Source organism: Vibrio sp. V42_P2S4T144 (assembly GCF_009904715.1).
GTDB classification, from domain to species: domain Bacteria; phylum Pseudomonadota; class Gammaproteobacteria; order Enterobacterales; family Vibrionaceae; genus Vibrio; species Vibrio alginolyticus.
Window position 1 is genome coordinate 1 of sequence record NZ_WXWS01000131.1, and the last position, 12,395, is coordinate 12,395.

10 protein-coding genes are annotated in these 12,395 nt (G+C 45.8%); 4 read left to right on the forward strand and 6 right to left on the reverse strand.

The window, feature by feature from the left end; translation table 11 throughout:
* The 3 genes from murQ to CAG68_RS04300 all read left to right on the forward strand — a co-directional run.
* Nucleotides 1-868: N-acetylmuramic acid 6-phosphate etherase (gene murQ / locus CAG68_RS04290; protein ID WP_161440823.1), on the forward strand; the 868-nt coding region annotated here is incomplete at its 5' end.
* A gap of 28 nt (nt 869-896) precedes the next feature.
* Complete coding sequence (gene murP, locus CAG68_RS04295) at nt 897-2,351, forward strand: PTS N-acetylmuramic acid transporter subunit IIBC (RefSeq protein ID WP_161440824.1); 1,455 nt, start codon at nt 897-899, stop codon at nt 2,349-2,351.
* A 148-nt stretch (nt 2,352-2,499) separates the two neighbouring features.
* Entirely contained in the window at nt 2,500-3,555 is a 1,056-nt protein-coding gene (locus tag CAG68_RS04300) for a porin (protein WP_086047163.1), read from the forward strand.
* Between the two features lie 89 nt (nt 3,556-3,644).
* On the opposite strand, the gene CAG68_RS04305 is transcribed toward CAG68_RS04300, so the two are convergent.
* Both CAG68_RS04305 and CAG68_RS04310 read right to left on the reverse strand, forming a co-directional pair.
* A complete protein-coding gene (locus CAG68_RS04305; protein WP_086047162.1) occupies nt 3,645-4,310 on the reverse strand; it encodes a peptidase E in 666 nt (221 codons plus the stop codon).
* Between the two features lie 37 nt (nt 4,311-4,347).
* Entirely contained in the window at nt 4,348-5,259 is a 912-nt protein-coding gene (locus tag CAG68_RS04310) for a LysR family transcriptional regulator (protein WP_053812320.1), read from the reverse strand.
* Between the two features lie 88 nt (nt 5,260-5,347).
* Here CAG68_RS04310 and catC point away from each other — a divergent pair, with 88 nt between their 5' ends.
* A complete protein-coding gene (catC, locus tag CAG68_RS04315) occupies nt 5,348-6,007 on the forward strand; it encodes a type C chloramphenicol O-acetyltransferase (protein WP_005383592.1) in 660 nt (219 codons plus the stop codon).
* A 56-nt stretch (nt 6,008-6,063) separates the two neighbouring features.
* Here the strand turns inward: catC and CAG68_RS04320 are convergent, their stop codons facing one another.
* From CAG68_RS04320 to CAG68_RS04335, 4 genes are all read right to left on the reverse strand, one after another.
* A complete protein-coding gene (locus tag CAG68_RS04320; protein WP_086047161.1) occupies nt 6,064-7,743 on the reverse strand; it encodes a DUF342 domain-containing protein in 1,680 nt (559 codons plus the stop codon).
* A gap of 251 nt (nt 7,744-7,994) precedes the next feature.
* Nucleotides 7,995-10,022 carry a tRNA(Met) cytidine acetyltransferase TmcA gene (locus CAG68_RS04325; RefSeq protein ID WP_086047160.1) on the reverse strand — a complete coding sequence of 676 codons (2,028 nt, stop codon included), beginning with the start codon at nt 10,020-10,022 and terminating at the stop codon, nt 7,995-7,997.
* Between the two features lie 105 nt (nt 10,023-10,127).
* Nucleotides 10,128-11,102: a ParB/RepB/Spo0J family partition protein gene (locus CAG68_RS04330; RefSeq protein ID WP_005374504.1), complete on the reverse strand. Its 975-nt coding sequence runs from the start codon at nt 11,100-11,102 to the stop codon at nt 10,128-10,130.
* A gap of 7 nt (nt 11,103-11,109) precedes the next feature.
* A complete protein-coding gene (locus CAG68_RS04335; RefSeq protein ID WP_005374503.1) occupies nt 11,110-12,327 on the reverse strand; it encodes an AAA family ATPase in 1,218 nt (405 codons plus the stop codon).
* Between the last annotated feature and the right edge of the window lie 68 nt (nt 12,328-12,395).

Genomic DNA, 12,395 nt, shown 5'->3' on the forward strand with positions numbered 1-12,395 from the left:
CCGTAACCCAGCCAGTGCCGAGATCGATACGCTTTCGACAATCGAGATGCTGCAAGTCATTAATGAAGAGGATCAAAAAGTCCCGCTCGCGGTAAAAGCGGTGCTACCACAAATTGCAGAGACAGTTGACGCAATTACCCAAGCTTTTGCAAATGGTGGCCGTTTAATTTACATGGGAGCTGGTACGTCAGGTCGCTTAGGCATTCTTGATGCAAGCGAGTGTCCTCCTACCTACGGCACGCATCCAGATATGGTGATTGGCTTAATTGCTGGTGGACATCAAGCGATTTTAAAAGCGGTAGAAAACGCAGAAGACAACGCGAAAATGGGTCAAGACGACTTAAAAGCACTTCACCTCACCAAGCATGACGTGGTTGTAGGCATTGCAGCGAGTGGCCGTACACCTTATGTACTAGGTGGTTTGGACTACGCTAAATCCATCGGAGCCACGACCGCATCTATCGCCTGTAATCCAGAATGTGCCATGGCAGAAGCGGCCGACATCGCGATTCTGCCGATAGTTGGCGCAGAGGTTGTCACTGGATCTTCTCGCATGAAAGCCGGCACCGCACAAAAACTGGTGCTAAACATGCTCACGACAGGCGCAATGATTCGTAGCGGTAAGGTATTTGGCAACTTAATGGTGGATGTAGAAGCCACTAACGCCAAGCTCATCCAACGCCAAACCAACATTGTTGTGGAAGCAACCGACGCATCAAAAGAAGAAGCAGAGCGAGCATTAAATGCCTGCGGTCGCCACTGCAAAACCGCCATCTTAATGATTTTGGCCGATTTGGATGCCGAACAAGCCAAATCACGCCTCGCCGCGCACAACGGTTTTATTCGCGCAGCACTAAATAATAACTAAATAATCCGAGTTCTGAAGGATAGACCCTATGGCAAAAATAACTTCAAACACAGTATCGCAGTTGCTGTCCGCAGTGGGTGGCAGCAGCAACGTAAGCAAATGTGGTAACTGTATGACGCGTTTGCGTTTATCGCTCGCCAACAATGGTTTGGCTGATCAGTCTGTTATCAAGCAAATTCCCGGCGTAATGGGTGTGGTGGAAAGCGATGAGCAATTTCAGATCATTCTCGGTCCCGGAAAAGCTCAACAAGCGGCTGAGATGATGAATCAATTGATCAACAGCTTAACTTCTGGTGACAGTGAAGAACCAGATATGCCGCAACAAGATCTTTCTGCCGTCGCGGCCGAGCAGAAAAAACAGATGAAGAGCAAGCAAACCAGTGCGGTTCAGCGTTTTTTAAGCAAGTTTGCCACTATCTTTACGCCGTTGATCCCTGGTTTTATTGCCGCTGGTTTGTTGCTAGGTTTTGCGACGTTATTGGAACAAATGTTTGTTCTCGACCAGACACCAAGCCAGTTTATGTTGGATTTGATCGCCTACATGAAAGTCTTTGGTAAGGGTCTGTTTGCTTTCCTAAGTATTCTGATTGGTTACAACGCGCAGCAAGCATTTGGCGGCTCTGGTGTTAATGGTGCCATTCTCGCCTCTTTGTTTGTGCTGGGTTACAACCCAGAGGCGACATCCGGCATTTACTCTGGCATGAACGAGTTTTTCGGCTTTGCGATTGATCCGCGCGGCAACATTATCGGCGTACTTTTGGCGGCGATCATCGGTGCGCAAGTCGAGCGTAAGGTTCGTCAATACATGCCAGATGATCTGGATATGATCTTAACGTCCGTTATCACTCTGTTGATCATGGGTGCGGTAACCTTCTTGATCATCATGCCAATCGGCGGCGAGCTGTTTAAAGGGATGTCTTGGTTGTTCCTCAACTTGAACGATAACCCATTAGGCGCTGCAATCTTGGCAGGTTTGTTCTTAATTTCTGTGGTATTTGGCATCCACCAGGGTTTTGTTCCAGTGTACTTCGCATTGATGGAAGCACAGGGCTTTAACTCACTATTCCCTATCCTGGCGATGGCAGGTGGCGGTCAGGTTGGCGCGTCAATGGCGCTGTATTTCAAAGCCAAAAAAGACGCTCTACTGCGCACCCAAGTTAAAGGCGCTATTATTCCGGGTCTTCTAGGCATTGGCGAACCATTGATTTACGGCGTGACATTACCACGCGTAAAACCATTCGTTACCGCTTGTATTGGTGGTGCTGCGGGCGGCTTCTTTATCGGTTTAGTTTCTTACCTTGGCTTACCAGTTGGTCTTAATACGGTGTTTGGCCCGTCCGGTATCGTGGCGATTCCTCTCATGACATCTGAAAATGGCATCTTCCCGGGCATGATGGTGTTTGTTACCGGCCTGCTTATCTCTTACATCGTCGGCTTCCTCGCGACTTACTTCTTTGGCTGCAAAGACGTCGATTTAAGCTAAATCATTCTTCCCCTATAGGAATGGACTAGCTCGCGCCCTTGGCAGACAAGGGCGCACCCTCTCTCTACTTCACGACAATTTTTCTTATTCCGTTACTCGGAAGGGGCTTTGTCGTATCTAAAACAATAGAAATGAAAGGTCGTTAATCATGAAAAAGCACATTTTGACTCTACTTCTCCCTACATTGATGGCATCAAACGCAATGGCAGCGCAGCTGTATCAAGCAGAAGATGGGTCAGTTTTAAATATTTACTCTCGTCTTGGTTTCAATGTCACCAGTAAAAATGACGAGCACGGCGATGCAAATGGCGAGTTTGATGGCCGTATTGGTTTAAACGGTTCACAAACCATCAACGAGTACGCGTCGATCATCGGCCAAGCGCAATACCAAGTGGGTGCAGCTGAATACGCAAACCAAGTAAACGACAAACCGTCTCTGACCGCGCGTTATGTATGGGCGGGGATTGATGCGAAAGATTATGGTCGCATTACAGGTGGTCGCGTGGCATCTGGATTGATTATGTTTACCGACATTGGTGATGTATTCGCCTCTTCCGATGTTTCTATGGCGCGCCAAGCGAATAAAGTCGACAAAACCGCGACGCAAGTTTTCCGTCAAGATGGCACGCTGCAATACCAAAACAACCTAGGTAATTTCGATTTTTCTGTCGCGTACATTTTAGGAAACAACACTTCTGAGCTTGACTACGGTTACAACGCTGCACTGCGTTATACGCTAGACATGGGGAATTTGGGTACCTTGGCACCAGTGGTGGCGATGCAGAAAAATAAAGGTGATGCACGTGAAAGCAACGACACCGATTACACATTCTGGGGCGCAGGTACACGTTACTACCTAGGAGATTTGATGTTGGGTGCGTTGTACTCGGAAGATGAACTAGAGGGCTATTACTCGCAAACCAGTACCGACAAAGTGATGGAATTGACGGCGGTTTACAGTGTAAATGACAAATGGGCACTGCGTGCTGGTTATCGTTCTTTAGAAAACAGTGAGGGTGACGAGCTAGAGCTGAAAGATACAACGCTAGAAGTGCAATACAAACTGACGCCTCGTTCTTCTATCTACACAAACTACGTTGATCGTAACGGCTCGCGTGGCTTCAGCAATGGACAAGAAGTCTCGTTTGGCGGTGCGCACGCAGACGAAAGCTACTACCACTTAGGTCTGCGTTACGAGCTGTAAGCACGATACTTAATGTAAGTTAGCTGAATCCATGAGCTTCTTCTGTGTCCGGTCAGTAGTTATTGCCTTTAATGCTGATTTGAAGAAGCTCACCCTCGCCATATGTTTTCTTCGTTACCTGTTTTAACCAACACGCCTGCATCAGGGAAGCTGGTGACAGTAGCTAACAATTTTCCATCAACAAAGTGCAATGCCGCATAATCGTGAATACCATAACAAGTGATGCTCGGTTGAGAACGAGCAAAGGCTTGGAAAACCTCAAACTTCTCACCAACATGGGAAAAATGCGCCGCAGCCAAACCGTCAATTAATCCAAGACAACGCATAACTTGGTATGCTTCGGGATCACTGTCTGTCACCGCAAACTCAAACCAACAAATTGCACCAGCGCTCATGCCACACATGATGATGCCTTGTTCATAACACTGCTTGAGTATTCTATCGATTCCCCATTCGCGCCAAATGGCCAACATCGAACGCGTATTACCGCCACCGACGTAAATGATGTCTTGTTCAAATAGCGTTTCTTTCCAACCAGCATCAAACTTAAACAGCGGAAAATGGGTTACGTTTTCACTAAGCTTCGCATTGTAAAAACGTTCAATAACTTCATCGGCGTCTCCCGTGGCTGTCGGTAGAAAACAAATGTTTGGATTCTCCTTACCAGACAAAGACAAAATGTATTGATCGAGCGGACTCGGGTTCTCTCCCATCATCCAGCCACCACCACCAATCGCAATACAGTGTTTTCGCATTCCTTTGCTTCCTCAATTGTTGCTAAGTTTGTTGTCGCTATTCGCCGACAGAATATATGTTCCTAAAGTGATCAATGAACGCTCGCGTTCTTCTTGGTAAGTGCTCACGTTTTGGGTAGAGCAGATAAAGCGGCAAAATCGCATCCGTTTGCCATTCTGGCAGCAAACTCACGAGTTGTTCTTTTTGTGCAGGGTCGAGTTTAGCCAGTGCAAATTCATCTAACATGGCTACACCACAGCCAGCCAAAGTAGCATCCAACATGGACTGGACAAGATTAAAACTCAGCGTACTTTCTAACTCAATGCTGCACTGCTGTTGAGTTTGCTTATGCGTAAACGTCCACTTGTCTAACACCAAGTCACGACTTTTATAAAGGATGTGCTCTAAGTCACCAAGATCCTCTGGCGTACTTACATTTGGTTTATCAGCTAAATACGAGCGATGAGCGATCGGTTTACAGTGTAAAGTGCGTAGCTGATGGCCGACGTATCCCTCTGGGGGAGTATCGGTAAAGTAGAATGCGATATCAAACCCAGCCTCAATCAAGTCGAGAGGTGTCTCTGTGAAGATCACTTCGACGCTCACTTGTGGATGTTGCAATCGAAACTCGATCAATGTTTGGCTGAGTAACGCAGCTCCGAAAGAAGCGGACGCCGCTATTCTCAATTTTCCCGATACGATCTCGTTTGCCATGACTTGCTCATTGATCTGCTCAGCGCCTTCGAGCAGTTGCTTTACCTGCTGATAAAACCGCAAACCATCGTAGGTCAAATTAAACTGGCGCGTAGTTCGCTGAATAAGCTGCACCGACAATATGTCTTCAAGCTGTTTAAGTTGCCGACTTACATGCGCATTCGAACAATTCAGTCGCTTTGCTGCACCAGCAATACTCCGTTCCTCACACAAAGCGACGTAAAGTGGTACGTAGCTGAGCCATTTTATTTCCATACAGTAATTCTGAATCTCTAAAATCAAACTACTGGAAATAATAGAAAGCCTCTAAACTCTGTACAACCTAAATTTGAAAGGATGAGTTATGAGTGTTTTCGACACGTGGTTAAAAGGTCAAGTCATTAAAGATCACATCACTAATCCCAATATCATCGTTGGCGATTACAGCTATTACTCGGGCTTCTATCATCAAAAAAGCTTCGAAGAGCAAGCGGTACGCTACTTGTTGGGTGACCCCGTCACACTTCAAGAATGGCAAAGTAGAGAACCCGATAGCATCGACAAATTAATCATTGGCAAGTTTTGTTCCATCGCTTCTGGAGCCACCTTCATGATGGCAGGAAACCAAGGTCATCGCATTGACTGGATTTCGACCTTCCCCTTCTCTCCTGAAGACTTTGGAGAAGGCGTACAAGACGGTTTCGAGCGTGCCGGAGATACAGTGGTGGGGAACGATGTTTGGATTGGCAGCGAGGCGATGATCATGCCCGGAGTAAACATCGGTGATGGAGCCGTCATCGGAGCACGCACCGTAGTGACGAAAGACGTGCAACCTTATTCGGTAGTGGTTGGAAACAACCAAGTCGTACGTCAACGATTCAGCGATAAAGAGATTGAAACTCTACTCAATATCCAATGGTGGAACTGGCCAATAGAACACATTAAACAAGCAATGAAAGTAATGTGTAGCAGCCAAGTCGGTGCGCTTGCGGACTACTATCAAGAGCACATTGTCGATTTGTAGATAAACAAAAGCCCACACATCTTGTTGCGACGTGTGGGCTCAGTGAGTAAGAAAGCTTAAACCGCAGCGACGTCCTCTTCTTCCAAGTTCGCCGAGACTTTAATTTCGTATTGATTGAAACGGAACGAACAACCGCCATGAGTGCGCTTTGTCGTTACCTGCTCGTCGCCAAACTGCACCGTCACGCGTGTGAAGACACGCTCTTTGGCTTCGACAATATTTTCTTCTAACGCGACTTCAAAGTCGTGTTCCGTTTGTTCTAGCTTTTGCTTTATCGCTTCAAGCTGCTCGTTGTTTTGTGTTTTCATCACGTCAATCTGAGCTTGTTCTTCGTCGGTACGTTCGGCTTTAGGACGTTTCTTAAATTCGAGCTCTTTACGAATCACATCCATCGTGCCTTCTTGAGCGCGTTTGTATTGTTCTTTAAGCTCTGCTAATCGTTCCTTAAATGCAGAATAGCGTGCGAACGCTTCTACCTTAGTGGCGGTGTCGCCTTCTACGCCCAATTGTAAGCACACCACTTTGCCACCGACTTTTGCATCTCCGCCGCTGAGCGTGCCGTTCCTACCGTTCGCGTCTAGCACCGTCAGATTGCGCCCACAAACAATATCGTTATTCATGCTGTGCACCGCCAACTCAATATCTTCGCCGGCTTGCAAATCACAATATTGGGCGTAGCTGGCACGAATCGAACCTTTGGCTTTGACGTGACAACTCTTTGGCTGGCCATCACTCACGGTATGGCCAATGATCCCTTTACCAACTTGGATGTCGTCTTGCGCTTGTACGTCAGCCGATTCAATGAAGCCGCCTACAGTAATAGAACCCGTCGCTTTAACAATCATGCCAGATTCAATGTTGCCACCGATAATCACATTCCCTTTGAATTTCACGTGGCCTGTATTCACGCCAACGCTATTGAGGCAGAGTGCGTTATCAACTTCGATGGTTTTGTCTTTAATCAGAGGCGTACCGGATACCGATGCAATCAATAGGTTTGGGTCTTGCTTGCTTATCTCGGTGCCCTTGCCTGGCTTCATTGGGCTGTCTTTTCCGGCTTGTGGAGGAATCACTCGCCCTTGAACAGTAAAACCAGGCGTACCTTTGGTCGCAGGCGTGCGGCGCATCGCCTCATCGCCTACGTCAACCGCGATAGTTTCACCGAGGTTACGTAAATCAATTTTGTCGCTAGCAGATTGGCCGTCTTTGGGTTTGAGGATGCGTTTGGTGATGTCTTTAACAAGAGGAGTAAAAAGAGCGTCTTTGCCTTTGATAGGTTGCTTACCAACCGCTACAGGTTGAGAAAAAGTTTCGCCGGGTTTGAGCTGAGTGCTGACAACCAACACTTTCTTCAAAGCCAGTTTGTTGATGCCTTTCGAAACTCGCGCTTGAGCAAGGGCTTGAACAATCTCGGGGCCACGTAAACCTCGGCCTCCGTACGCGCCGACAACGTTCATACTGGCGAGCATGTCATTATTCGATAATTCAACCTCAACTTGCGCGTTGCGTTTTTCCGCAATGACGATGCCTTCGTAGGCCTCGGCTTTACGTTCTTTGGCGCAGTTAATGAATCTCACGACTTCCCCCTCAACAACAAACATCTTTTCAGCGTTCATTGCGACGAGCTGCTCGTTTAATTCATTTTGATTTAGCTCACCACCGAGGTCCACTTCTCCCGGAAGACGGGCTATCACCTTGGTCTTATCTTCAGATAACTCAAGACACAGCTTCCACATACCCTTACCACTTTGCTTCCCATCAACACTTTCAGTCTACCCAAATCCGTTTTCTGAACAAACCTCGCATTTCTTATTATAGGGCTCACGTCACTAAAGAAAGTAATCCATCAATAACGGTTAAACAGATATTAAGAGAGCATTTCGATTTAACCTAAAGCTCAATCAAAATACACGCCGAAATAAAAAGGAGCTGGATTTACAGTGTAAAATCAGCTCCTAATAATTTCATTTACAGTGTAAATTTCCCTTTAGTGTTTACAGTGTAAATCGTTCCAAATGTGTCTTACTTCGTCCCTTAACTGCTGCTCAACTTGCCTTCTTCCAGGTAAACCAAATTGCTGAGCACATTCAGTCCAACTACGGTTAAGAAAAAGCTTACTGATCATCAAGTCGGAAGCGGAGTTCAAACCTAAGTTAAGTAACCACTGCTGAAGCCAAGCAGACACGGACTCATAACTGTTACCACCATCAGCATAGCATTCAATTAGTAATAACTTAGCGGGATGAAGTGGACTCATTCCCAAAGGTTGCGGTAATAGAGCTCGAAAAATAGAGGCTTCTAATTTTGGATAGACGTCAGCCACATTATTAGACAACATTTCTTCAAATAGCGCCTGAGATTCATCGACCCAAGCCGTCTGTTGGGAATCACAAGGTTTGACCATCAAGACTGAATAACAACCGCTAGCAGCATCGCGCATTGACCCTAAACGAATTGCACGGAAGTTCGATTGTAGCCAGAAATGGACCAACTCTTCCGTCGCACCGAAACTCGTGGATAAGTAAGCAATGTGTTTAGCCGCCATTTGATCAAGTTGCTGCAGCATTTTTTGACCGATGCCTCTTCCTTGCAATTCCGGATGAACAGCAATTCTCATGACTCGCAGCGTCGATAGATTCGCGACATTCGGAAATCCTAGGTGGTTTGCAATCGTAACTGGGGCTAAGTGTCCTTTAGGACGACGCTTACCAAGCTGAATTTCTTCAACCAATTCAGCGTCAAGCCCACCCTCTTCGACCGCTAATATTACCCCCACAACCGCATTATCTTGCTTAGCAAAATAGAGCTGACTGTTGTCGTCTTGCAAAAGGTGAATCAAATCATTCGGCGAGGTCTGATAATGAGCATTAACCAAAAGAGCGAAGCACTCGCGCAGCAAACTAGGCTGCGATATCAAATCGTCCTTATCGGCTTTAGAAAGGGAAATTGAGTCGACCTGGTTAAGTTGATGGTGCGTTAACTCCGCATCCAACAAAAACGCGTCATAGAGCCATGATTCGAGCGCATCATTCATGCTCCAGCGGATGGGCTGTGTCATGTGCCACGTTTTCATTCCCGAACGCTGTTTCTGAAGCCAATCAACAAATTTAATCGTAAAGCCCCGGCCACAACCTTCATAACCGTGAATAGTCGTAGAAAAAATGAGTCGATGATAATGTTCGGTAATGCTCTTGAGCATAGGAACTGGAATTGCAGCCGCTTCATCGACAAGTAACAAATCACATTCAGGTCGACTCAATAATAGTTCATCTGGAGCAATAAATTGAATGGCTCCCTGCCCTGATTCTAATCTGTCCTTCTTAATACGCTGTGCGCTAGGGAGTAAACGTAAAGCATGTTGGTAAACAGGCTCAACGGCTTTTATAGATGGTGCCGTAATTAAGATTCTAAGCGGCTTCTGCTGTAATAAGTTCACACACGCAATTCCGAGGGCACTTGTTTTTCCACGTCCACGATCAGCGGTCAAAATTAATGGTCGCTTTCGATGTCCTGTCACCACCTTTTCAATTAGAGAAATGGCATGTTCTTGTTCCGTGTAGTGGCTTTCTTTTTCTGCTTGCTTGATGTCTGGAGCCGTTGGCAATGGTTTGTCTTGCTCAATAACAACGAGCTTCTCCCATTGTTTGTGCATCCATTGCTGAGCAAAATTCGCATTTTGTCGCAGCTCAGTAATGACAATAAGAAAACCGCCGCCAACCAATGAGCCAAGCGCGGCGGTAAAACTATTGGCGTCAAAGCCATTTCGAGCATCAAACAATAGAACGTCACACTCTCTGCCTAGCAACATGTGCCCTTGTTTAGACGAAACACTGGATACGTTTTTCAAACCAAAATCACCAACAGAAAACCAACGTTGATGGCGCTGCGTTTTATGGAACTCTGACATCAACGCATTTTGCCAAGAAGCCTCGCCTTGAATGACAACACCAATCCTTTGGAAAGATTGGTGAGCTTGATGTTGAAGTGATGAAAGGAAATCAGATTGTGTCTGCATTTTGTCTATCCAACGTTGAACTGACGCAATGGTATCACATCTTTAATTTGACGCTTCTCAGATATAAAAAAACCGCCCGGAGGCGGTTGATTCAATCATCATTTGTTATTGCAGTTTGGTTTGTACAAACGCAAGAATCTCTTCCATTAAGCTGTCGTCAACTTTCTTCAAGTTCAACGCCAGGCTGCTACCTTTTCGGCTATAGCTTGCTCGACCTTTAACTAAGTCGACTTTTTCCGTCTTCTTACCAGGTTTTGCTGGTGCAAGTTCAGTAATCCAATTTTCGATGCTTTCCGTGACTTCTTTTGTCAGACGAGCAACGCCTTGAGCTGTGCTTCGCTGCCATAAAAATCCTTCGCTAGAGCGACATTTATCTAACAGCTCTTGCTGCTGCTCTGGCGTTAGCGTTGAAAACTGTTTGTGCAGTTTCACGATTGTTGGGCGACCGAGATCGCCAACATTCGGATACGCTTGAAGCAGTTCTAACGGTAATGCTGCGGCTTTTAAAGCGCCACTTACCAACGCTTCACTGCACTGGAACATTTTTGCCAATGCTTTCTGATCCTCAGCTTCACCACTATCAAGCTTAGCCTGCATCTCTTTACCTTTTTCGTATAAAGAGAGCGGTTTGTGAGCATTTGCCACATCAGACAAAAACTTAGCATGGTCAGTATTGATGTTGTCAGCAACATAAACCAAAAAATCTTGTTCAGCGAGGATACAAGACATGCGACGACGGCTACCATCTAAAACTTCGATCTTGCCATCTTCAGTTCTACGACCCACAGCTGGATATTGTTGGCCACGCTCTTTGAGTGTGACTAAAACATCAGATAAAGCATGTTCGTTTAAGAACGATTGCTCACGAGCGTTATCAACAAATACTGTTGTTTCTGTCGCAACTTTATTTGCAGGAATACGCACAAGTTCAAACTGAACAATATTTTCACCTGCAACTGCTAGTTCAATCGTTTGAGCTTTCTCTTTTGCCGCAGTTTGCGCCTCTTGCGGAGTCACAACACGACGCTTATTCGTTTTGCCAAATAATTTCGCGTTTAATTCAGACGTTTTCAAAGCCATTTACTTATTACCCCTGATTCAATGACGGCCAATTAGAGTGCAGCACACGCTCTAATTCCAGTGCGCTTTTATGAACAGCGTCTTGCGCGGTAGCTAGTGTCTTCTTACCGCCTTCAAAATCGCTTACTGTCAGATCAAATACTGTGCTGTAGGTATCGGCACAGGTTTCAAACGCACGGCTACGAGGAATAGTAGCCATCATAACTTGGTCACCTAGAAGATAGTTCATTTCAGTTAAAACAGAAACTTGCTTCTTATTGTCGTCCTCAAACATGGTTGGCATCAAGCGAACAAACTCAAGACCATTCCAGTCCTCCGGGAACATTTCATATACCGTAGGCAAATGCTGGAAGAAGTTTACTGTTGAAGCCCAGTCCAGGCGCTTAGCCGCACAAGGAATTAGCAAGGCATTTGATGCATACATAGCATTCCATACTAATGGGTCAACGTGTGGACCGGTATCAATCATAATGATATCGAAGTCATCAGCAATTTTATCAATCAGTTGCTCTTTCAGCAGACGGACGATATCGAGTGATGGGTCTTCAGATAGCGTTTGCCATGCTTCCGCATTAAACATCGCGTCTTCTGGAAACGCTGAAATCGACTTTAAGTTCGGATATTGCGTTGGCAGCAATACGTTTTTACGTAAAAATTCACTGTCAATTTCCACACCATCAGGCACGTTACCCAACATAATGTCTACCGCAGAATAGATATTATCATGCTCTGCCATGCTGATTTGCGGGTTGAGGAATAAACGTAGCGAGCCTTGTGGGTCTAAGTCGATTAAACAAATACGGTATCGTTTATCCAAATTTAGCGCTAAACATGCCGCTAAATGAACCGCGGTCATTGATTTACCTGTACCGCCCTTTTGGTTCTGCACATTAATAATCCAAGGTTTGTTACCTGAATTCTTTTTACGCTCATGAAATTTAGGCACTTCAGCCGCATCCATGAGCATGTGTGCTTCTTCTAACGTAATTGAATAATGATTCGCGTTGTTTTTAGTAAATTGATGCCCAGCGGCTTCCATTTTACCAATCGCGTCGTCGAGCTTACGGCGAGTTAGACCAGAACGGGTTTCCATCATCGCTTTCGACATTGGTGGGAAGTAGTTATCGCTTCGCTCTTCTAAAACAATTTCAATACGGTCAGCTTGAACCTGCTGAGTCAGCTCCGCTAACTCAAGAAGGTTTTCAATCGTTTTTTCTCTTTTCATGCCAAATTCCGTTGGAAGGATTTATAATGGCAATTGTACAGCAGTAAAGACCAAAAACAACAAAAAGG